Source organism: Pandoraea oxalativorans (assembly GCF_000972785.3).
Taxonomy (GTDB): Bacteria; Pseudomonadota; Gammaproteobacteria; order Burkholderiales; family Burkholderiaceae; genus Pandoraea; species Pandoraea oxalativorans.
The window spans coordinates 387,985-409,868 of the sequence record NZ_CP011253.3; the positions used below are offsets into that span (position 1 = coordinate 387,985).

Genomic DNA, 21,884 nt, shown 5'->3' on the forward strand with positions numbered 1-21,884 from the left:
AAGCGCGTGGCAATCACGTCGATCAGCGCGCCTGCCGGAATGTGAGGTTGTCACGCACGGCCTGGGCGTCGAAGCTACCTTCGACGCTCGCAATGCCGTGATAGACGAGTCGCGAGGGCCCTCCCCAGACGACGACGTCGCCCGGCTCCAGCCGCACGCGCCGCGTGCGGTCGCCTCGTTGCAGGCCGCCCCACAGAAAGACAGCGGGCAGGCCCAGCGAGACGGACACGATAGGCGCGCCCAACTCCCGTTCGTCGCGATCCTGATGCAACGTCAGTCGCGCGTCGAGCGTATAGCGGTTGATCAGGCACGCGTCGGGCGAGAAGTTGCGATATCCGGCGGCCTCGGACGCGTCGCTTGCGAGTGCGACGAACGAAGCTGGCATCGCAGGCCACGGCTGTTTCGAGAGCGGATCGTGCGTGCCGTATCGATAGCCCATCTTGTCGCTGATCCATCCCACGTCGCCGCAATTGGTCATGGCGACCGACATCCGCTTGCCGCCCGGCGTCAGCCAGTGACGCAACGGGGCCTGCGCAATCACCGCATCGATATCCGCTTGCAGCGCCGCGAGACGCGAACGCGCGAAGCCGCGCAGCACGAACGCGCCCGGACCGAGCGTGTCGGTATGCGGGACGGGGGCGGTGTCGTCGTCGGCATCGTTGCCGAAGAGGTCGAGCGTCATGGCGATATCATGGGGCCTGAAGGTGTCAGGTGGCGTCGTGCAGGATCACGCCGAGCGTGAGGCGATGGCCGCTGCGCACGCGGCTCACGCCGTGCCGCATGTTCACGCGGTACACGCCCCGTGTGCCGTTTACCGGCCGGTGATGCACGGCGAAGACCACCGCGTCGCCACGCGTAAGCGGCACCACTTCCGCACGCGACTGCATGCGCGGACGTTGCTCCGTCAGCACGAACTCGCCACCGGTAAAGTCCTCGCCGGGCTGCGACAGCAGAATCGCCACCTGCAACGGGAAGACATGCTCCCCATAGAGATCCTGATGCAGGCAATTGTAGTCGCCTGCTTCGTAACGCAAAAGCAAGGGTGTCGGGCGCCGCTGACCGGCGTCGTGGCATTGCGCGAGGTAGGCGCGATGCGTCGGCGGATAGCGCGTGTCGATGCCCATGGCCTTGTACCAGCGGTGCGCAATGTCGCGCAGCGGCGCGTAGAACGCTTCGCGCAATTCGGCGACGAGCGACGGCAGCGGGTAGGCGAAGTACTGATACTCGCCTTGCCCGAAGCCGTGGCGCGCCATCACGATCCGGCTGCGAAAGCGTTCGGACGTCGGTGTAGTGCCGGTGCGTCCGTTCGTCTCTCCGTACATTTCGCGCAGCGCTGCGCACTCGTCGGCACCCAGCAGATTCGGCATGCGCGCCGCGCCGAAATCGTTCAGTTCGTCTTCCAGCGCGGCCCAGTCGAGCGACGTGATGCGAGCGCTCACAGCTTCACCTTGGCGCAACGATTGTCGCTGTCGTGTCGGTCGCCACGTTCCCCATGCTCGTGCACGAGTAACGCGCGTTTGCGCTCCACGCCCCAGCGGTAGCCCGACAGCGCGCCATCGTTGCGCACGATCCGGTGACACGGAATCGCCACGGCGAGCGTGTTGGACGCACACGCCTGCGCCACGGCGCGCACGGCACGCGGCGAGCCGATGCGCTCGGCGATCTGGGCGTAGCTCGCGGTCTCACCGGCAGGTACGTCGCGCAAGGCTTGCCACACACGTTGCTGGAACGCAGTGCCGCGCACGTCGAGCGGCAACGACAGACCGATGTGCGGCGATTCGACGAAGCCGACGACCTGCGCGACCCAGCGCTCGAATTCGGCATCCGCGCCGACGAGTTCCGCTTTGGGGAAGCGATCCTGCAATTCGCGTACGAACGCGTCGGGGTCGTCGCCCAGCGAAATCGCGCACAGACCGCGCGAAGTCGCCGCCACGAGCAGTGCCCCGAGTGAGCACTGCGCGACGGCGAAGCGGATCGACTCCGCGTTGCCGCCTGCGCGGAAGGCCGCAGGTTTCATGCCGAGCAGGGCGTCGGCGCTGGCGTAGAAACGGCCGTTGGAGTTAAAGCCAGCGTCGTAGAACGCCGACGTCACGCTGTCCGCCTCGGGTAACGCATCGCGCACGCGCTCGGCGCGGCGGGCGTTCGCATAGCCACGTGGCGTGACTCCCGTCACCGCGCGAAAGAGCCGATGAAAGTAGTGCGGGCTGAGTCCGGCTTCGGTGGCGAGCGTTTCGAGCGACGGCGGCACGTCGGCCGCTTCGATGCGGCGGCATGCGGCCGTCACCAGCGCCGCATGACGCGCGTCGAGCGCGCCCTGATCGGGCTTGCAGCGTTTGCACGGACGAAAGCCTGCACGCTCGGCCGCCGCTCGATCGGTGTGGAAAGCGACGTTCTCGCGGCGAGCGAGCCGCGCGCCGCACGAGGGACGGCAAAACACGCCGGTCGTGCGCACGGAGTAGAAGAATTCGCCGTCTGCCTGTTTGTCGCGCGCCACGACGGCGGCCCATTTGGCGTCGTCGGTGGCGTAGCGGGACGTCTGCGGACCCGTGCGCGAATCCGACGTATCGGACGTATGCGACGTATGCGACGTATCCGACGCATTCGCCATATCCGACGAGATGCGGTGCGAGGCATCGTTGTCGTGCGGGTCGCGGTGCTTGGGTGACGGACGTTTGGCGGTCATAGGATAGAAGTGCATCGCAAGGATCTCCCGAGGGCTGATGACTGGCTTTCAGTCTAGGGAGACGGTCGCGATGCTGCGCTCCGTTTCTTGCTATCGAATTCGAGGTCCTTCGTCAGACGCCCGGCGGCATGGTGGTGCCGAGCTTCGCGGCGAAACTCATCACCATCACCAGCACGAGGGCTTCGATGGCGACGACGCGTGCGAAAGCGCTCGTATCAAGCGTCGTGTCGCCGGTGTCGAGCGCCAGACGCGGCAGAAAGTGCCAGCGGTTCCACGCGCCCAGCAACGCCGCACATGCGACGAGGACTAACTTCGTGATCAGCCATGCCAGATAAGGGGCATTCTGCGCGCTGAACCAGAGCGACGCATTCTCACCGAGTGTGCGCCACGCGTTGAACGCGCCGGTGACGAGGGCGACGAGCATCGCCAGTGTGGCGACCGACGACAACCGTTCGCCGTAGGCGGCACGCGCGCCGACGGGCCAGTGACGCCAGCCCGGGATCACGCATCCGGCTATCAGCACCACGCCCGTCCACGATGCGGCTGCCGCCACGTGCAGCGTATGCACGCCGATGGCGAGCCACGGCATCGACGCATCTGCGGCGTGTCCCGTGCTCGCGCGCGCCAGCGCAAGAATCACGGTACCGGCGGCATAGACCCACCGGCCATAACGTTCCTGAAGATGCTCGCGCCGGTGATGCCGGTCGCGCGGATCGTCGGCAATCGGCATGACGGCGCGCAGACGCCGCCGCGCTTCGTACCATGCCCACGCGCCCGCGCACAGCAGCGCTGCACCGAGCCCGGCCACCCACTGCGCGCGACCGAAATGCGTCTGCGTGAGTACGACCCACACGTCGCTGAACATCGCCGACGAATCGTCCCAGTCGCCGCCCGTCATCGCCTCGGTGCTTGCGAGCACATAGGCGATCCACGCGAGCACGGACAACCCGGCCGCGAACCCCGGTAGCACGCGCCGCGTGAGGCCACTGCGTACCGCGTGCGGGCTGCGCAGCAGCAACACGCCGAGGGCCAGCGCCAGCGCGAGATTCAGCAAGCCCGCCGTGGCGGGCTGCCAGGTGCCGGCGGCCAGATCTGCCGGCATCACTTCACGGTGAACTTGAAGCTGCCTTGGGTGCGATGACCGTCGCTCGCTACGGCCACCCAGTTCGCCTGATATTCCCCGGCGGCGAGTGTCGGGACGGCGAGCGTGAGGGTCTTGCGGGCGGCATCGAGTTCGGGCTTGGCCTGCGTGACGGCCTTGCCCTTGGCGTCGACGACGGTGAGCTTCGAGAGCGCGCCTTCGAGCGCCGAGTCGAACGTCACGCGTACCGACTTCGGCGCCTCGACGGTAGCCTGCGCGGCAGGTTCGCTCGACGCGATGTGCGCGTGCGCCCAGGCTCCCTGCGACAGGCTGGCCAGCCCGATGACGGCCGCAGCGGTGAGACCCTGCGTGGCGCGCCGCAGCGCGCCGGTCGCGCGACGGGCCTGAGCAGCGGAGGAAGCGATTTTGGAAGTGCGCATATCGAATTTGGCTAAAGAGACGGGAGCAAAGCGGCCGCCGGGCAGCGGGGGCGCGCGAGGATGATCGAACTGCGCGCGCCAACCGTCGGTGGCCATGACGCGCGTAGCGCGCCGCTCGCGCAGTATCGCAGACCTTGCAGACAGACGCAGCGACCCGCCGGTTCCGTCGCCGGACGCCTTGCGCGGCATCGTGTCGCGCCCTTACCAAGGAGGGGGCGCTGTCGGGCGCCCGGACGGAAATCCGTGGGTTATGTGCAACTGAGTTGCAAAATCAAAAGAGTCGCCGTATCATCGCGCCATATTGCAACTCGGTTGCATTTGTTGGGCTGCCGAGATGGCCACGCGATGTCCGGTGAATGGCTGGCATCGCCAAGAATGCGCGCTGACGCGCCTGCGAAAAGCGTGACGCTGCGTCGGTCCCCCCGACGGCGCGCGCCAGCGGCGTCATGCTTCGCCGTACCGGTCAACCCAGGCACCGTTGCGGCGGCACCCGCCTCCAGTGGGGCGACGTCGGCGCGCATCCTTCGGGCGAACGCCTGCCCCATAAGACCACAGGACTTTGTTGTCATGATTCACCCTCTCTCCCAAGTCGGCGCTACCGTCGCGACCGATCGCCGTCTGCCCGTCACGGTCCTTTCCGGATTCCTCGGCGCAGGTAAAACCACGCTGCTCAACCATGTGCTGCGCAATCGCGACGGCCTGCGCGTGGCGGTCCTCGTCAACGACATGAGCGAAGTCAACATCGACGCGTCGTTCGTCGAGCGTGGCGCGAGCAACGCCGGGGCCGCCCTGTCCCGTACGGAAGAGCGCCTCGTGGAGATGAGCAACGGTTGTATCTGCTGCACGTTGCGCGAGGACTTGCTGATTGCCGTGCGCGAACTTGCCCAGGACGGTCGCTTCGACTATCTGCTGATCGAGTCGACGGGCATTGCCGAGCCGATGCCGGTCGCCGCCACGTTCGAATTCCGTGACGAAGCGGGGCAATCGCTTGCCGACATTGCGCGTCTGGACACGATGGTGACTGTCGTCGACGCCCTGCATGTCCTGAAGGACTTCAACGGGCTGGACACGCTGGCGCAACGCGGCGAAGTCGCGGGCGACGAGGACGAGCGCCGTCTCGCAGAGCTGCTGACCGAGCAGATCGAGTTCGCCGACGTGGTTGTGGTGAGCAAGGTCGATTGCGTCGACGCGTTGCAACTCGATGCCGTGAAGGCTCTCATCACCGGCCTCAATCCGTCGGCCAAAATCGTGCTGGGCGAGCGCGGTCAGGTGCCGCTCGACGAAGTGCTGGGCACGGGCCTGTTCGACCCCGTGCGTGCGGAGCAGATGGCCGGTTGGACGCAAGCGCTCGTCGGCGAACACGATTCCGAAGCGGATACCTACGGCGTGACGAGCTTCGTACTGCGTCAGCGCGAGCCGATGCATCCGGCACGTTTCGCGGCGTTCATGTCGATGCCGTTCGACGGGCTGATTCGCGCGAAGGGCTACGTCTGGGCGGCCAACCGTCCGGCATGGGCGCTTGCGTATTCGCGCGCGGGCAATACGGCGACGCTGGAGTCGGTCGGCCAGTGGTGGGCGGCGGCCGATCCGGATTTGTGGCCGCCCGTGGGCGATCCGCAACGCACGGTCATCGAATCGAACTGGGAAGCGCCGTGGGGCGACCGCATCAACGAAGTGGTGGTCATCGGGCGCGTTCTGGACCGCGACGCCATTGAAAAGGCTTTCCGGGATTGCCGCCTGAGCGCCGTCGAACTCGCGCAGGGCGACCAAGCGTGGCGCGACGACGAACACGCGCTGCCGCTGGAAATGGCCGACGAGGCGTGAGCGCATGAGTCGTACCCACGCGGGCAAGCCCGTCGCGGCGCGTGGGCGCGCGCTCACGCGAACGCCTGAACAGTCAGCGCGGGGTGCGCATACGCATGCCACCACCGAGACGCGCGCCCAGTTCACGTTGTCGCGCAGCTTTGTGTTCGAAGCGGCGCACACGCTGAACCGCCGCGACATCGATCCGCCGAGCATGGACGCGAGTCGTCGCATCCACGGCCACAGCTACCGTGCAACGGTGGAAGTGACCGGCGCGCCGATGGGCGAGTCGGGCATGGTGCTCGATCTGGCGCAGCTCGACGCTGCCCTCACGCGCGTGAGCGAGCGGCTCGATCACCGTCTGCTGGACGATGTCGCCGGACTCGGTCCCGCAACGTTGGAGAATCTCTGCGCGTTTATCTGGCGGGCACTCGCGCCGCATCTCGTGGGGCTATCGCGCGTCACCGTCAGTCGCGATGCGCGCGGGGACGCCTGCTCGCTCTCCATGCGCGAGGCATGAAGCGCGGGTGCTCGTCGACGCACATTCGCGTGCGTCGATACTAAAAAAGAGATGCGGCCGGCACCGTGAGGTACCGGCCGCGTGGACACCGAAGGAAGGCGGTGCCCGGGGTGTGGCGCACGGCGGGAAGCTGCCCGTACGCCACGACCACTGTTGCCGACCTGAGCGACCAGCGCGGTCCGGGCCTTAGAAATCAGGCGTTTCCACCGGGCGCAGGTCGAACACAAGCACTTCGGCGTCGTTGCCACCGGACAACGTGAGTGCCGTCTCGTCGCGCACGCGCACACCATCCCCTTCACCCAGCGCCACACCGTTGACGCTCACGCTGCCGCGTGCAACGTGCACGTAGGCGTAGCGGTTCGGCGCGAGCGTCAGCGTGGCGGATTCGTCACCGTCGAACAGCCCGGCGTACACGCGCGCATCCTGATGGATGTGCAGCGAGTTGTCGCTGCCGTCCGGCGAGATGATTTTGCGCAACTGGCCGCGCTTTTCTTCCGCCGTGAAGCGTTGTTGCTGATACTCCGGTGCGATGCCCGTCTGGTTCGGCACGATCCAGATCTGCAGGAAGTGCACCGAATCGGTCTTCGAGTGGTTGAACTCGCTGTGCGCCACGCCACGTCCCGCGCTCATCAGTTGCACGTCGCCCGGCTCGATCACGGAACCCGTACCCATGGTGTCCTTGTGTTCGAGCGCGCCTTCGAGCACGTACGAAAAGATCTCCATGTCGCGGTGCGGGTGCTTGCCGAAGCCCTGTGCCGGCGCCACGCGGTCGTCGTTGATCACCAGCAGGTCGGAGAAGCCGACTTGCTTCGGATCGTAGTAATTCGCAAACGAGAACGTGTGGTGCGAGTTCAGCCAGCCATGGTTGGCAACGCCTCGGTCTGCAGCTTTTCTGATGTCCAGCATGATGGGCTCCTGTCACTTCTTCGTTAAGTTAGGAGGCTGTGTTGGCCTCGATGAATGACATTTTAGAGTCCCCCGCGAGAACCACAATCCGTCTGATTTGAGAATCATTGTCTCAATATGGTTGTCAATTGGGGGCAGCCGATCAGGCGTGTCGTTTTCCGCCCGGACATCGGACGATTCCGAACGCAGGGGGTACAAAACACCGAAAGTGGACTTGAGCGCCGCACGGGACGCCCGTGCGGCGGCGCGATGTGCGAGACTACGAGCCTTCTTTTGAAAGGCCGGACGACCGGCCAACCGGCGGCACCCCGCGCTCACGAGGCATGGGCGGCCGTGCAAATGTTCGATTCCGTCACGATCCACCTCTTACTGGAGCATCGCCATGAGCCGCAGTTACGCATTCCGTATCGTCAATGTCTTCGCCGAAACCACGTTCGGCGGTAATCCGCTGTGCGTGTTCGAAGACGCTCGCGGCATGAGCGACGACGAGATGCGATTGCTGGCCCGTCAGTTCAACCTGTCCGAGACGACATTCATTCTTCCCTCGGAGGCGGCCGACGCGCATGTGCGCATCTTCACCCCCGGCTACGAAATGCGTTTTGCGGGCCATCCGACGCTCGGTACCGCGCACGTGCTGCGTTCCCTGCGCGGCCTGGGCGATCACGTCACGCTACAGTTCGCCGCTGGTCTGGTGCCCGTGCAGGCGCAGGGCGACCACTGGACGCTAACCGCACCGTCGTCGGGCGAGCCGAAGATCCAGAAAGCCACCGAAGCGGATTCGGATATCGCAGCGCTCGTGCGCCTGAGCCGTGACGATCTGGCGCAATCGCCGCAGTGGGTCGATACCGGAGCCGATCAGTTGCTGATTCCGGTGCGCGATGCCGACGCCGTTGCACGCGCCCAGCCCGATAGCGCCAAGCTCGAGCGTTGGCCGCTCTCGAGCCTCGAGCGCAAGACCGGTTATGTGTTCTCCATCGACGACCGTCAAGGCAACGAGTTGCAGGTCACGGCACGCTACTTCTTCACCACGCAGGGTGGCGGTGTCAGCGAGGATCCGGGCACGGGTTCGGCATGCGCCAATCTGGGCGGCTGGCTGATCGGGCAGGGTTATCCGTTGCCCGTGCGTGCGCGCGTGTCGCAGGGCGACGCCATCGAGCGTGTGTGCCGCCTGACGCTCGAAGTCACGGCAGATCGCGAGATCCGTGTCGGTGGCAACGTCATTGAAATCGCCCGTGGCGAGGTCACGCTGTAAAGGGACGACCGCCGTATGTACGCTTTGGCAGCACCGGTAGAGACCGAGCTGGAAATTAGAAAGAGCCGCTTTATCGGCATCGTCATGCCTGTGACGTCGCGCGAGGCGGCCATGCGCGCGCTGGATGCACTGCGGGTGCGCTATCCGAGCGCCACGCATTACTGCTGGGTGCTGTTGTGCGAGGGGGCGTCGGGATTCGACGACGACGGCGAGCCGGGAGGCACCGCCGCCAAGCCGATGTACAACGTCCTCATGCACAAGGGACTGGCGAACGTGTTCGCGGTGGTGGTGCGCTACTACGGCGGGATCAAGCTGGGCGCAGGCGGGCTGACGCGCGCGTACGGACAGGCGGTGAGCGAAGCGCTGAAGCTCGCAACGCTCACTGCCGTCGAACCGACAGTCGAAGCCCGTTACCGCTGTTCGTTTGCCCACGAGGCGACGCTGCGCCGAATAGCGGAACGTCACGCCGCAGAGGTGCTCGACGCGGCTTACGATGACGCCGTCACCCTGCGCCTGCGGCTCAAGGTGCGCGACGTCGAAGCGTTCGAGGCCGACGCCACCGAAGCGCTCAGCGGCGGCCTCGTGCGAAGCGACGACTGACGGGGCGGGTCGCCATCACTGGCGATCGCTCGCCGTCGCCTCGTCGTGCACATCGTGCATTAGCGAACGTTCACAACCCCTCGCATGCCCGCTTCGAAGTGCCCCGGCTCAAGGCAGGCGAAATCCACCGTTCCGGCTTGCGTGAAGTGCCACACCAGCGTCTTGCGCTGACCGGGCTCGACCGTCACCGCGTTCGGCTCGGCGTGGGTCATGCCCGGCATCTGTTGCATCATCTTTGCGTGCTCTGCGAGCGACGCCGCCGTGCCCAGCGTCAGTTCGTGACGGATCTTGCCGTTGTTCGTGACGACGAAGCGCACCGTGTCGCCACGCTTCACGGTCAGCGTGGCCGGTGAGAAGCGCATGGTGTCGCGCATGTCGACATCCACCGTGCGGGTCGCCTGCGCGTCGTTGCCGGGCTCGCCGATGGCCGCCGCCTCGCTGCTGTGGCCGTGCTGCATATGCATGGCGTGCGGGTCGTCGGCCATCACAGGCAGGCTGAGTAAGAGCGTGGTGGCGCCAAGGATGAGGGGGGCGGCAACCGAGCGGTTGAACAGCGATGCGATGTGCAAAGGGAGGTGCAAAGGGAAGTGCGGACGCGTCATGATTTGACTCCGGTTTTGCCCGCGCTTGCGGGCGGGCGATGGGTAGAGGGTAACGCTGAAGTGCTGCCTTGCCAGGGACTCGCGACGGTGCCTCGTGGCGCGCGATACCAGCCGGGATCGCGATAGCTGTCGCGCGGCAGGTCTTGCCGCACTTTGAGGGTGGTGAACATGCCGCCCATTTCGATGGGGCCGTAGGGGCCGGTGCCCGTCATCATCGGCAGCGTGTTTTCGGGAATCGGCATTTCCATGCCGTTCATCGATGCGCCGGTTTCGCCCATCGCCATGTAGTCGGGAATGATGCGGGTGATCTTTTTCGCGATCTCGCGCTGATTCACGCCGAGCATGGTCGGCACGTCGTGGCCCATCGGGTTCATCGTGTGGTGCGACTTGTGACAGTGCAAGGCCCAGTCGCCTGGCTCGGTGGCGTCGAACTCGATGGCGCGCATCTGTCCGACGGCCACGTCGGTGGTGACTTCCGGCCATTGCGCGGTGGGAGGCACCCAGCCGCCGTCGGTGCCGGTAACCTTGAACTCGTGACCGTGCAGATGAATCGGGTGATTCGTCATCGTGAGGTTGCCGATGCGGATACGCACCCGGTCGCCCTGACGCGCCACCAGCGGATCGATGCCCGGAAACGCACGGCTGTTCCACGTCCAGAGATTGAAGTCCGTCATCTCGTTCACACGCGGCGTGCGCGTACCCGGGTCGATGGCGTAGGCGTTGATGAGGAACACATAGTCGCGATCGACCGGCATGAACGACGGGTCTTTCGGATGCGTGACCCAGAAGCCCATGAGGCCCATGGCCATCTGCATCATCTCGTCGGCGTGCGGGTGGTACATGAAGGTGCCGGGGCGCTTCGCCTCGAACTCGTAGACGTAGGTCTGGCCCGGTGCGATGGCGCGCTGGTTGAGACCGGCCACGCCGTCCATGCCGTTGGGCAGACGCTGGCCGTGCCAGTGCACGCTCGTGGCCTCCGGCAGCCGGTTCGTCACGTACAGACGAACGCGGTCACCCTCGACGACCTCGATGGTCGGGCCCGGACTCTGACCGTTGTAACCCCAGAGATTGGCCTGCATGCCCGGTGCGATTTCACGCACTACGGGTTCGGCGACCAGATGGAATTCCTTGACGCCGTTGCGCATGCGCCACGGGAGCGTCCAGCCGTTGAGCGTGGCGACAGGGCGGTAGGGGCGTCCGTTGGGCGGGGCGAGCGGTTTGGCGGTGCTGGCGTCGCTGCGACTGGCGGCGTCCGGCAGCGCGGCGAGGCTGGTGCGTTCGACAGCCGCCGCGCCCACGACGGCGAGGCTGGCGTCACGCAGGAATCGTCGGCGCGAAGTCATGCGCCACCTCCGTGTCGTTGAGCTTGATGTGATGAAGCAGGCTGCGATGTGGCAGGCGGTGCGGCAGGCGATGTGGCAGGCGGCGCGCCAGGCGGTGTGGCGGGTGCGGATGGCGCAGTAGACGCGGGCGAGGCGACTGGCGCGGTGGCTTCTGTCGGCGAGCGCGATAGCGACGATTCGGGCATCCCGCCGCCAAGGCTCTCGCGAAAAGCTGCGTCGGCCAGCCAGTAATCGGACGTCGCGTCGATGTAGCCAAGGACCGTGTCGCGTTGCTCGCGCGCGTCCGTCAGCAAGTCGAAGACGCTGGCGAGCATGCCGTTGTAGCGCAGCAGCCACTCGTCGGACACGCGCTGACGCATCGGCAGAAGGGTCGTGCGGTAGTGCTCGGCGATGTCCCACGCAGCGAGCGTCTGCGCGCGACGGGTGCGAACGTCCGCGCGTGCGGCAACGGCCGTGTCGGCCAGATGGTCGATGCTCTGGCGATAGCGCGCTTCGGCCCCGGCGATGCGTGTCGAGCCCCAGTCGAATAGCGGCACTTCCAGCGAGATTTCATAGCCGCGCTCGCTGGCTGAACCGGTGGCGCTGTTGTCGCGATACGCCGTGTCCAGCACGTTGACGAAGCGCGTAACGCGGGTCAGGCCGAGGTCGCTCGCGGTGGCATCGAGCGCAGCGCGTGCGGCACGCACGTCGGCACGTTCGCGAATGGCCAGCGCTTCGGCGTCGGCCGAAGCGGGGCGCGTCGCCGGTAACGCGGGCAGACGTTGCGGCAAAGTGAAGCTCAGTTGCTGACCCCAGAGGCCCATTTGCCGTGCCAACTGTTCGCGTGCCGCGCTCGCCTGCTCGCGGGCGCGTGCGAGACGCGCGGCCGTATCGGCGTACACGAGGTTCTCCTGCGTGCGTCGCATGGCGCTGAAATTGCCTGCGCGCGCCATGCCGTCGGCGAGTTCGCTGGCGGCCTGCGTGGCGAGGCTCGTCTGCTCAAGGATCTGCACGCGTTCCTGTGCCGCAACGGCGTCGATCCATGCGCGGCGCGTGAGCGTCGCCTGCGCGACGATGGCTTGTGTGACCTGCGCCTGCACCTGTGCAAACCGGCGCGCTTCGACGCGCGACGCGAGCGGCATCGTCAGGACGCGGACAAAGTCGATACCCCACGTGCGTTCGATGCCGACGTCGCCACCGCCTTGCACGCGCTGAAAGGTGAAGCGAGGATTGGGCAGACGTCCCGCCTGAACGAGCGAGGCTTCGGCAATGCCGAGTTCTGCGTACGTCGCTTGCAAGCCGCGATGGTTCAGCAGCGTGAGCTGGACGGCGGTGTCCATATCGAGCGGGCGTGCCAGCAAGTCGTCGCGCTGTTTGGCGAGCGCTTGTGAAGCTGCGTCGTCGCGCGCCCAGACGGCCGATTTCCCGAGGCGCTGCTGTGTGGCGTCGGCGACCGGCGCAAAGCCGCCGTCGTCGCTGAACGTTGCGCAACCGGACAGTGCCAGTGTGGCAATCGCGGCGATAACCAGCGGCGTTCGACGTGCGCGACGGGCCGTATAGGCAACGCGACGATGCGCTCGGGATGCTGTGGCGTTGCGTGTGAGAGACGTGGAGACCGCCGCTGTCATGGGCGACAAATGAGCGCTCGTCATTGCAGCCCTCCCTTTGCGCCATGACCGGCGTGCGGATCGGCGGGCACGCCGGGAGGCGACGTCATCGGCATGGCGTGTTCCATGTTTTCGTGGCCAGTTGCCACGGGCGCAGACGAAGGGGCCGTCGGCATGGCGTGCCCCATCGCTGCGTGGCCGGTCTGGGCGGGTGGACGCGTGGCCTGCCCGCTGTGGCTCGTCATGTCATGACCCGCACCGGACATCCCGGACATGCTCGAAACGCTGGCGTTCACCATGCGCCAGTCGCTTGTCGCGACGGACAGCGCGGGCCGGGCGAAGTCGCTCAGTACGGCGGCGGGTGGCGGTCCGGCAGGGGCGTCGGGAGACGCGGGATCGTCGGAGACGACTGTTGTTGTCGCCGGTTCAGCGGCCACGGCGGGGAGCGAACTCACGCCCCACAGCGATAGCGCGACGGGTACACAGCAGGCGTGCCGTCGTAAGGAAAGAAACGTCATCGAAAAACTCGTCGATCTGGCGATGCCGGGCGACGTGACGCGAGCACTGGAAGGCTGCGCGCCCGGCATGGCACCGCACGTTCATCGGGCAGAGCGATTCACGACGCACGTGACGAAGTGACGCAGCGGACGTAGCCGTGCCAGTCACGACGCGGTTCGTAAATCAGTCTGACGGGGGAACGGAGACGGCGGGCATCGACTGGGGCGTGCGGGCATCAGGCAATGCCGCAGCGACACAGGTCGCAATGCGAAACCGTCAGATGGCGAGGGCTTTGGGAGGACGTTCGAGGACGGCGACGATGGCGCTGTCCGCCGACGTGCGAAGGAACGGAATGGCGGCGGACGGCTGCGCGTCCGGCACGCGTAGCACGACGCTTTGCGGCAGAGCGGTGCAGACAACGCACGCCGCGCAGGCTGAGCAATTGGCGTGTTGAATGTGCGATGTCTGAGGTGTCGGCGATGACGCATGCGTGGCGTTGCCCGTGTCGCTGGCCGTGACCGTCGCTGCGTTATCGTCGCTGTGATGGTGCATACCGGACACCGTGTCGCCGGACATCGTCGCGTGATGCATCGCCATGTTTGCCATGGCGTCGACTGTCGCAACGGACGGGCGCTGCATCGAAGCCGCTGGCGATTCCGGCGCGCAATGCGTGCGCAGCGCAACCATGGCCTGGAGCGGCATGGTTACGCACAACAGCAACAGCACGAGGAGTTTGCGCCAGCGATTCATGCCGCGCAGTCTAGCACCGCCCACACGCCGCCCGCAAATCGACGTGCGGCGCACCATCGTGTGCATCCGTCCTCCGCGACCTTAGCGACCTCAGCCACCTCCACGACCTCCACGACCTCCACGACCTCAGCGACCTCAGCGACCTCAGCGACCTCAGCGACCTCAGCGACGCGAACAATGAGACAGGCGTCGAGACCGAGAACGTCCACACTGCGGCCACAGGTGGCCCCAGCGAGACTCGCCGCACGCGGTCCGTCTTAATGCTCGAACAGATGGAACGTCTCGAAGTGCGTACGTCGTCTCGATAGCGCGACGAGGTTGACAACGCAGACCACTGCGACGAGTACGAACAGCGGCGCCGAGATCTCGATGGTGTCGCGCGCGAGCAGCGAGACGAGCGTGAGCGCGACCATGAGTGTCAGCAGCACACGATGCAGCCATGCCGCGAGCTTCAGGTGCCGCTCGGATTGTGCGACGAGCACGACCAGCGAGACATAAAACGGGGCCGCAATGACGGCTAGCACGCAGAGGGCGAGCAGCACGCCCAGCACGCTCGCGAGCAGTTCGTGCCCGTCGGCGGCGCTCGATTGCACGCCCACAACGGTTGCCGCCGCCAGGTAGAGCAGCATCAGTCCATCCAGAACGATCGCGAGTCGGTTCATGACATCTCTCCGGCGTAAAAGAGTGCGGAGGCACAGAGGTGCGCAGGGTTAGCGCTCTGCGCGGTCAAATCGTCTGAGTCATCTGAAAAAACGCTGAAAAAGCGGGCCGACGTCCCGCCGGTGTCGTGATCCGGTCACCGGCGGCAGGCCAGACTAGCCGCGAATCGCGATATTCCTGTGACAGCGGCCGACAACGCGAGTGGTGTCGTCAGCGCGGCGGTGCGGGCGTGGCGCAGGGACGAGGTCGATCGTCCGTTTGCGGTGACTCGGGGAGCATCAGACCCAGCCAGATGGCCGCAGCGTCGACATCGGCCGGATCCGAAGGCACCTGCACCCGGTAGATCGCGACGTTGCCGCAATCGTCCCCGCAGAACAGATCGCGCTCCAGATCGGCGATGACGTCGAGCCGCTGCTGAACACGGTAGAAGCCGAGCGGCGTGAGGTCCTGCACCAGCGCAGCAAGGGTTTCGGGATAGAGAAACAGACGCGACGGCCAGTGGCCGTGACGGTGGCGAAATTTACCGAGCGCGCCCAGCACGTGCGCAAGCGTGCCGCCATGACCGCGAACGAAGTCGATCAGGTGCGGCGTGCCGTAACCATTGGTGTACACAAACGCTCCGTTGACTTCCCGAAGGTGAGTGCCCGGTAAATATTGGTCTTGTGATTCGATAGTTGCAGACCGGCACGCGCGGCGAAATCCGCACTTTCTCTTAGTCCGTCGGCATGAGGGCCCGGGGCGTCGACAACGCATCGGCGTGGCGACGTCGTGTCCTCTGCCACGTTGCCCGAAATGACGCGTCAGGGGCTCGGCCGCAAGGGCGTGGAAGCGCCGCACAAATGGAAACCGGCGGGCTAAGCCGCCGGTTGAGGCCCCGTCGGGGCATCGCCAGCCGCGTGTACCGGCGCGGCATGGTATGGGCCAAGCAGACTTGGCACCGAGAGGCACTACCGTCATGCTTCGGACCACCATCGGTCCCCGGCCGTGCCTATGCAGTTTGACTGCGCTTTGAGTATAGGTCGCGTGCGCCGCCCGCCAATCGGCTTTTTGGATCAGCGCGCCGTTAACCCACGATGCGAACTATCAGGCACTTCCGGACTCGAAATGGCGCAAGTTTTCCCTTGTGACCGTGGTTTCGTCCGCGCGCACTTTGCGTTCTAATGTCACCATTCCATGCGATGTCGAAAATGGTCCGCGCCCGCACGACCCCGGTCACCGCTAACGCGCCGTACCCCAGTCAAACATTCCAATAATGGCAACGAAATCTTTTCAACGATGGGCTTTGCTGGCATGCATGTGTGCTGCACAGTCGGCCTTTGCCGCCGACCAGTGCGAAGGCATTCTGATGCTGGCCAAGAGCGCACAAACCGGCTTTGAAGACATCTCCGGCCCGCTGGTGGCAAAAAACGAGCGCGGCGAGAGCTATCAGGCGACGTATTCGGTGCCTGGCGGCGATTGCAAGGTGTTCCGCGCGACCGGACTCGCCCCGACCTACGAGTGCATCTGGGATTACCAGAAGATCACGCCGATGGACTTGCGCAATCAGGCGCAGAAGTTCGCGACCGACATGGCGCGCTGCACGCGCGGTGTGACGACGATGCGCACGACCACGACGAACCCGGCCGGGCTACCCGCAGAATGGCAGAGCGCGAGCCGGAAGTACGCGCGCCCGGTCAATTTCACCATCACCGCTCAGGATCTCGTGACGCCGCGCGGCGACCGCATGCGTGAGATCTCGCTGTCGGTAGAAAAGCAGATCGGCGACCAGTGAGCCGACGCGCCGTCGTGCGGTGCATCAGACAGCGACACGACGGCAGCGTGGCGACAAAATAGCGGAAAGCCGGCGCAAAACGTAGCGATACGGCGCTCGCCGTGGCGTCGTGCGGCGCACCTGCCGTCGCCCGCTCAGCCTCGCTGGGCATGGGTTTTCGCTGCTCCATCCGGCAAGCCCGAATCGCATCTGCCTCTGGTTACAAACGGTTGCAGACCGCATCGCGTATTAACATCTTTTCGGTCGACGCTCATTCGACTGTCCCGGTAAAGTCATTCATGAGATGTATGGCGCATTGGCAACCCGCCGATGCGGGACGCACCTCGTGAAACCGGCCCCACCGTAGCGGTCGGGAGATGTGGCTGAACCCAAATGATTGCGCGACTTCGCTGTTGTTTCCTGTTACTGCTGGTGTGTGCCTACCCTGCCTGGGCCGATGGCGGGCGTGGGCGCGAAATGCTGGACGTGAACAAGGCGTCGTTGCGCGAAGACATCAGCCGTTTCAACGCGGACCGGGGGCGTGGACAGGCGGCTTACCCGAACTGGGCGTCGCCCGCCGAACCCCGCGAGCGTCAGTACACGCCGCAAGGCGAACCGCGCGGCCAGCGCGGCAATGAAGGCGGCGGACGCCGGGGGCGCGGCTTCTAAGGCGCCCCCACCCCAGGAGGCGCACTCGCGCACCCGCGCAGCCGACGAGGCACCCCCCGAACGTCTTGCCAGTTTCACCGCTCAATCCAGCAACCCCCTCCATCGCTGTGCCCGTTCTGCACCGAATGTTGCACATGTGCAACATTGGATGCGGTCCTCGGTCCTCAAAGACATCCGTGAGTCGCCCTTGAGCGATGTCCATGATTCGCGCATCTCGCCGCGAATGTGAGCGGTTGCTAACCCCGAAATATACGCCTTATATCGATTTCGTTATACCGGGGTTAATTGTGGCGCGGATGGCCGTCCGAATTTTGTCTCCCCACCATTTCCCAGCCACTTCGTGTGGTGCATTTTTCCTTGCCGTTCCGGTCTTTCTGCGCGCGGCGGGGCTGTGCGAGAATCACGGCCGTTTATCAGGGAGGCGCTTCTCGAAAGGGCGCCCGCAGGGTCCCGTGCAAGGCGCGAGCAGGCACACAAAATACATAAACCAAGGAGAAGTCAATGAAGCGCAGTATGGCCAAGGGCATGGGTGGGGCACTCGTTCTGGGCGCGTGCATGGGGGCGGTGAGCGCACCGGCACTCGCACAATCGAACGTCACGCTTTACGGTCAGGTCGACGCCTGGGTGGGCGCGGCCAAGAACCCGGGCGGCGACCGGGCATGGACGCAGGGCGGCGGCGGCATGTCGACGTCGTACTGGGGGATGAAGGGTAATGAAGACCTCGGCGGCGGCCTGAAGGCGGTCTTCGTGCTGGAAGACTTCTTCCGTCCGCAGAACGGTCAGTACGGCCGCTTCCAGGGCGACTCGATGTTCTCGCGTAACGCCTACGTCGGCTTGCAGTCGGACACGGCCGGTACCGTCACGATCGGTCGCCTGACCACGTCGTACTTCGTCTCGACGATTCTGTTCAACCCGTTCGTCGATTCGTACACCTTCAGCCCGATGGTGTTCCACACCTTCATCGGCCAGGCCGGTCAGGGCGTCGTGGGCGACTCCGGCTGGAGCAACGCCGTGATGTACACCACGCCGAACTTCAAGGGGCTGACGGGCGCTGTCTCGTACGCCTTCGGCAACAAGGCGGGCGAGACCGGTCAGAACAAGTGGAGCGCCTCTGCGCTGTACTTCAACGGCCCGTTCGCGGCGACCGTCGCTTACCAGCAGGTCAAGTTCGACTCGGTGCCGGACGACATGGCCGGTATCACGGGCTTTCGCAGCCAGCAAGCGCTGCAACTGGGCGCGACGTACGATCTGCAAGTCGTGAAGTTCTTCGGCCAGTACCAGTACATCCGCAACAACATCACTGGCGGCGGCGTGTCGGAGAACGGCGGCCAGCTCGGCGTGTCGGTGCCGCTGGGCAACGGCAAGGTACTCGCGTCGTACGCGTACACGAAGAGCTCGGGCGCGAGCAACGTCAACCGCAAGACGTGGGCGCTGGGCTACGACTACAACCTGTCGAAGCGCACCGATATCTACGCCGCGTACATGAACGACAAGGTCAGCACGATGTCGGGTGGCGACACCTTCGGTGGTGGCGTTCGCATGAAGTTCTGATGCCACGGCGCGCGCGCATTCCATGCGCGTGACGGTGGGATCGGCGAAGGGGCAGACCGCGGGGTCTGCCCCTTTTTCTTTGGGCGACGGCGCTGTGCGGGACGCCTTGCCCCATCGCATCTGCCATTCCGCACAGCGGTTCCATGTGTCACCGATTCGACGGGTCCGCGCTATGATTTGTGCACCGCGCAAGACGGTATCCCCGCCACCTTTCAAGCACAAACGGAGCAGAGACGACATGACGATTCAATACGTAGGCATCATTGGCGCTGGCACGATGGGTAACGGCATCGCACAGGCCTGTGCGGTGGCCGGACTGCCGGTGACGATGGTCGACATCAGCGACGCGGCGGTGCAAAAGGGCGTGGCCACGATTGCCGGTAGCCTCGACCGCCTCATCAAGAAAGACAAGCTCACCACGGCCGACAAGGACGCAGCGCTTGCGCGCATCACGACGTCCACCGACTACGCTGCGCTGGGCACCGCCGACATCGTGATCGAAGCGGCGACCGAGAACTTCGATCTGAAGGTGAAGATTCTCAAGCAGCTCGAAGGGGCGGTGAAGGAGGGGGCGATCCTCGCGTCGAATACGTCGTCGATCTCGATCACGAAGCTGGCGGCCGTCGTCGCACATCCCGACCGGTTCATCGGCATGCACTTCTTCAACCCGGTACCGCTCATGGCCCTCATGGCCCTCGTGGAGCTCATTCGCGGACTGCAAACGAGCGACGAGACGCATTCGCGCGTCGACGCGCTGGCGCGACAACTGGGCAAGTCCCCGATTACGGTGAAGAACGCGCCGGGCTTCGTCGTCAACCGGATTCTGGTGCCGATGATCAACGAAGCGTTCTTCGTGCTCGCGGAGAATCTCGCGTCGCCGGAAGAAATCGACGAAGGCATGAAGCTGGGTTGCAATCATCCGATCGGCCCGCTCGCATTGGCCGACATGATCGGTCTGGACGTCTGCCTGTCGGTGATGAACGTCTACTTCGAGGAGTTCGCGGACTCGAAGTACCGTCCGTGCCCGCTGCTCAAGGAGATGGTCGCGGCCGGCTATCTGGGACGCAAGACGGGGCGCGGCGTCTACACTTACTGAGTCACCAGTGACTTGAATCCGGCGCGTGCCATGCGTGCTTGATGTTGTGACCGACGGGCGGCGCTCAAGCGCCGTCCGCGCTTTCGTCCCCGTTCGCAAGCGGCAACTTCGGCGCGTCGGGAGACGCCAGTCTGCTGGACGCATTCGATGTCACCGGCGATCCGCCCGTAGTTGACTTTCTCCACACCGTCGCGGCGATCCCCCGGCTCGCCAGACTTCCCTGTCGGCTTGTCCCGGTGCGGCGCGACCCGAGCGGACGCGTGAGCGAGACGCGGTAGGCCTCGCCCGGCCGATGTCCGAAGTCGGCAAACGCCGCGTCGAGCACGCGCCGCGTTTCCTGCGGATCTTTCGATAACGCAAAGCCGACCGCTTTCACCCGACTCCAGGGATCGAGCAGAAGCGTCGTGTCGTGCGCATTCATGATGAGTCCCGCAAAAGTGTTGCCGGAGATGCCATCGACGCCAGGGCCTTCGAATTGGACGGGTGTTGCGAGTTTAAGGGCATCGATCAGTGCTTCGGATTCCGTATAAAGAACGAGCGAATGAGGCGAGCGCCCTTTCGGATGGACGGTAATCATGCGGATGCAATCGCCATGAACGCCGTTTTCGATCAGGAAGTGAAAAAGAATCTCGGCATTCTCCTGACCCAATGCGTTCGTGCCCGGATTCATACGGGAATGACTCGCTGTGATGACCGCGGCGAGTCGTTGCTGTTCGTAGAGGGGCGTGTCGGGCGGAACGTGTTCGAGGGCGATGCGGACCGCCTCCCGATTCGGAATAATCGAGTAGTCGCGATAGTGCCGGAGATTCGGCGGGTTGGAACGCAGTAGCTCCATGCGTGACACGTCGTTGTAGGCCAGGAGAATAGCGCTCCGGGCGCCGTTGTTTCGCAGATGACCGAGCACCGAGTCGACTTCGTGGCGGCTCGTGGCGATGCTGTCGGGCGTCGTAACACGGCGGTTTGCGCAATCGCCACCGCATATTCGCAACGCCTCATGCGCGCCCCGGAGATCGAGTTCCGGGTTGGACACGGCGGGCATCTCGTCAGACACCCTGCCAGGCGAGGCGTCCGGCGCGGGGGCGCTTCTACCCGCCTCGTCGACGATGCGCTCCATATCGGTCGCCGCCACTTTCTTCTCGATGTCCTTCAAAGACTTCTCGGACGATTCGATGTGGACGGCGGGGGCCACCGCCCCGGGCTTGTCCAATGTCGCCTGCGCTGCCTTCTCACGCGCGGTGTTGACGCGCGGGTGCGCCAGTACCCGAGGATCGGTGCTCTGCACAATGGAAATGATGCGATCCGCCGTGATGGACTTGCCGTCGATACCGTCGGCCACGGCTTCTGCCACCTCCGAGGGAACACGCGACATCGCCACTTTGGGAATTAGGCCAGTGACCATGTCCACGAGATCGACGCGCTGCTGAATCTCTTCGCGCATGTGCTGACCGACGGTGTTGCCTGTCAGCAGGACGTACATGTCGGCGATGGAGTCTCCGAGGTGCCGGAAAGGGGCACGTCCGGTACCCATCGATCTCAGCACATCCTGCGGCGAATACCGATCTTTGAGTGTCATTGTTGGATCGACCGGTTCAGCGCGAACGGCGTCGCCCACGTCGCCCACGTCGCCCATGTCGCCCGGCATCGGCCGCGCCTGATCGGGCAGCACCGGCGGCGCGCAGCCGGACGCATCGCCGTGCGTTTCATCATTGCGGTGGCAACGACGCACGCCTTTCGGCACGAAGGCGGCGACCGGGTCTACGGATGCGACGGGCGCGATCAGGTTGGCAACGAGCATGAGTGCGAAAGCGGCAGGCCAGACGGTCGGCGTGGATGGGCCTGCGGCTTTGCGTCGCGAGCGGCCTTGCATCAGCGGCGAATGGGTTTGCGACGTGTGCGAAGCATGGGATGGCGTTGCGAGCCGTGCCTGAGCGAACGCAGTACTGAAGTGCCGTTTGGTTTGCACGTTCACACCGCCGTGGATATGCGCTGATGCCTTGCGATGCTGCACGGCGTGCGAGAGCGGATAAGTGGGCGCAAACGCGGGCGCGACGGAGGTGGCGCGACGATACGAGGCATAAGGCATAGCAACTTCTC

General features: G+C 65.1%; 23 protein-coding genes. 9 read left to right on the forward strand and 14 right to left on the reverse strand.

Going from position 1 to position 21,884, the window contains the following annotated elements:
• Positions 1-22: 22 nt before the first annotated feature.
• The 5 genes from alkB to MB84_RS01760 all read right to left on the reverse strand — a co-directional run bounded on the left by alkB (position 23) and on the right by MB84_RS01760 (position 4,204).
• Complete coding sequence (gene alkB, locus MB84_RS01740; protein WP_046290517.1) at positions 23-682, reverse strand: DNA oxidative demethylase AlkB; 660 nt, start codon at positions 680-682, stop codon at positions 23-25.
• A gap of 25 nt (positions 683-707) precedes the next feature.
• The gene (locus tag MB84_RS01745) at positions 708-1,439 is read right to left on the reverse strand and encodes a 2OG-Fe(II) oxygenase (RefSeq protein WP_084009559.1); all 732 of its coding nucleotides are present in this window, start codon (positions 1,437-1,439) and stop codon (positions 708-710) included.
• Entirely contained in the window at positions 1,436-2,698 is a 1,263-nt protein-coding gene (gene ada, locus MB84_RS01750) for a bifunctional DNA-binding transcriptional regulator/O6-methylguanine-DNA methyltransferase Ada (RefSeq protein WP_245725460.1), read from the reverse strand. The genes MB84_RS01745 and ada overlap by 4 nt, the downstream gene beginning before the upstream one ends.
• Before the next feature lie 97 nt (positions 2,699-2,795).
• The gene (locus tag MB84_RS01755; protein WP_046290519.1) at positions 2,796-3,785 is read right to left on the reverse strand and encodes a copper resistance D family protein; all 990 of its coding nucleotides are present in this window, start codon (positions 3,783-3,785) and stop codon (positions 2,796-2,798) included.
• On the reverse strand, positions 3,785-4,204 hold the full coding sequence (locus MB84_RS01760; RefSeq protein ID WP_084009981.1) for a copper resistance CopC family protein: 420 nt from the start codon (positions 4,202-4,204) through the stop codon (positions 3,785-3,787). The genes MB84_RS01755 and MB84_RS01760 overlap by 1 nt, the downstream gene beginning before the upstream one ends.
• A gap of 567 nt (positions 4,205-4,771) precedes the next feature.
• Between MB84_RS01760 and MB84_RS01765 the strand changes: the two genes are divergently transcribed.
• Positions 4,772-6,028 carry a GTP-binding protein gene (locus MB84_RS01765; RefSeq protein WP_046290520.1) on the forward strand — a complete coding sequence of 419 codons (1,257 nt, stop codon included), beginning with the start codon at positions 4,772-4,774 and terminating at the stop codon, positions 6,026-6,028.
• A gap of 4 nt (positions 6,029-6,032) precedes the next feature.
• Positions 6,033-6,527: a 6-carboxytetrahydropterin synthase gene (locus MB84_RS01770; RefSeq protein ID WP_084009560.1), complete on the forward strand. Its 495-nt coding sequence runs from the start codon at positions 6,033-6,035 to the stop codon at positions 6,525-6,527.
• Between the two features lie 186 nt (positions 6,528-6,713).
• On the opposite strand, the gene MB84_RS01775 is transcribed toward MB84_RS01770, so the two are convergent.
• The gene (locus MB84_RS01775) at positions 6,714-7,433 is read right to left on the reverse strand and encodes a pirin family protein (RefSeq protein WP_046290521.1); all 720 of its coding nucleotides are present in this window, start codon (positions 7,431-7,433) and stop codon (positions 6,714-6,716) included.
• 382 nt (positions 7,434-7,815) lie between these two features.
• Here MB84_RS01775 and MB84_RS01780 point away from each other — a divergent pair, with 382 nt between their 5' ends.
• A complete protein-coding gene (locus MB84_RS01780; RefSeq protein WP_046290522.1) occupies positions 7,816-8,685 on the forward strand; it encodes a PhzF family phenazine biosynthesis protein in 870 nt (289 codons plus the stop codon).
• Between the two features lie 15 nt (positions 8,686-8,700).
• Positions 8,701-9,285: an IMPACT family protein gene (locus MB84_RS01785; protein WP_046290523.1), complete on the forward strand. Its 585-nt coding sequence runs from the start codon at positions 8,701-8,703 to the stop codon at positions 9,283-9,285.
• Positions 9,286-9,344: 59 nt separating this feature from the next.
• On the opposite strand, the gene MB84_RS01790 is transcribed toward MB84_RS01785, so the two are convergent.
• From MB84_RS01790 to MB84_RS29740, 4 genes are all read right to left on the reverse strand, one after another.
• The gene (locus MB84_RS01790) at positions 9,345-9,770 is read right to left on the reverse strand and encodes a cupredoxin domain-containing protein (protein ID WP_046293305.1); all 426 of its coding nucleotides are present in this window, start codon (positions 9,768-9,770) and stop codon (positions 9,345-9,347) included.
• A 113-nt stretch (positions 9,771-9,883) separates the two neighbouring features.
• Positions 9,884-11,230, reverse strand: coding sequence for a multicopper oxidase family protein (locus MB84_RS01795; RefSeq protein WP_046290524.1), 1,347 nt, complete (start codon positions 11,228-11,230; stop codon positions 9,884-9,886).
• Complete coding sequence (locus MB84_RS01800) at positions 11,227-12,861, reverse strand: TolC family protein (protein WP_245725461.1); 1,635 nt, start codon at positions 12,859-12,861, stop codon at positions 11,227-11,229. The genes MB84_RS01795 and MB84_RS01800 overlap by 4 nt, the downstream gene beginning before the upstream one ends.
• Positions 12,858-13,091, reverse strand: a complete 234-nt coding sequence (locus tag MB84_RS29740) for a hypothetical protein (protein WP_157122610.1) — start codon at positions 13,089-13,091, stop codon at positions 12,858-12,860. Before MB84_RS29740 ends, MB84_RS01800 begins: the two co-directional genes overlap by 4 nt.
• Here MB84_RS29740 and MB84_RS01805 point away from each other — a divergent pair.
• A complete protein-coding gene (locus MB84_RS01805; protein WP_046290525.1) occupies positions 13,090-13,455 on the forward strand; it encodes a hypothetical protein in 366 nt (121 codons plus the stop codon). The two genes, MB84_RS29740 and MB84_RS01805, sit on opposite strands and share 2 nt — an antisense overlap.
• A 135-nt stretch (positions 13,456-13,590) precedes the next feature.
• On the opposite strand, the gene MB84_RS01810 is transcribed toward MB84_RS01805, so the two are convergent.
• The 3 genes from MB84_RS01810 to MB84_RS01825 form a co-directional block, all read right to left on the reverse strand.
• Complete coding sequence (locus tag MB84_RS01810) at positions 13,591-14,121, reverse strand: hypothetical protein (protein WP_211279334.1); 531 nt, start codon at positions 14,119-14,121, stop codon at positions 13,591-13,593.
• Between the two features lie 200 nt (positions 14,122-14,321).
• On the reverse strand, positions 14,322-14,726 hold the full coding sequence (locus MB84_RS01820; RefSeq protein ID WP_046290528.1) for a hypothetical protein: 405 nt from the start codon (positions 14,724-14,726) through the stop codon (positions 14,322-14,324).
• A 208-nt stretch (positions 14,727-14,934) separates the two neighbouring features.
• A complete protein-coding gene (locus MB84_RS01825) occupies positions 14,935-15,336 on the reverse strand; it encodes a hypothetical protein (RefSeq protein WP_046290529.1) in 402 nt (133 codons plus the stop codon).
• 670 nt (positions 15,337-16,006) lie between these two features.
• On the opposite strand from MB84_RS01825, the gene MB84_RS01830 reads away from it, so the two are divergent.
• The 4 genes from MB84_RS01830 to MB84_RS01845 all read left to right on the forward strand — a co-directional run bounded on the left by MB84_RS01830 (position 16,007) and on the right by MB84_RS01845 (position 19,790).
• Entirely contained in the window at positions 16,007-16,495 is a 489-nt protein-coding gene (locus MB84_RS01830; RefSeq protein ID WP_211279335.1) for a hypothetical protein, read from the forward strand.
• A gap of 372 nt (positions 16,496-16,867) precedes the next feature.
• The gene (locus MB84_RS01835; protein WP_046290531.1) at positions 16,868-17,143 is read left to right on the forward strand and encodes a hypothetical protein; all 276 of its coding nucleotides are present in this window, start codon (positions 16,868-16,870) and stop codon (positions 17,141-17,143) included.
• Between the two features lie 501 nt (positions 17,144-17,644).
• Positions 17,645-18,694 carry a porin gene (locus tag MB84_RS01840; protein WP_046290532.1) on the forward strand — a complete coding sequence of 350 codons (1,050 nt, stop codon included), beginning with the start codon at positions 17,645-17,647 and terminating at the stop codon, positions 18,692-18,694.
• Positions 18,695-18,932: 238 nt separating this feature from the next.
• Positions 18,933-19,790 carry a 3-hydroxybutyryl-CoA dehydrogenase gene (locus tag MB84_RS01845; RefSeq protein ID WP_046290533.1) on the forward strand — a complete coding sequence of 286 codons (858 nt, stop codon included), beginning with the start codon at positions 18,933-18,935 and terminating at the stop codon, positions 19,788-19,790.
• Between the two features lie 64 nt (positions 19,791-19,854).
• Here the strand turns inward: MB84_RS01845 and MB84_RS01850 are convergent, their stop codons facing one another.
• Positions 19,855-21,873, reverse strand: coding sequence for a hypothetical protein (locus MB84_RS01850; RefSeq protein WP_046290534.1), 2,019 nt, complete (start codon positions 21,871-21,873; stop codon positions 19,855-19,857).
• Between the last annotated feature and the right edge of the window lie 11 nt (positions 21,874-21,884).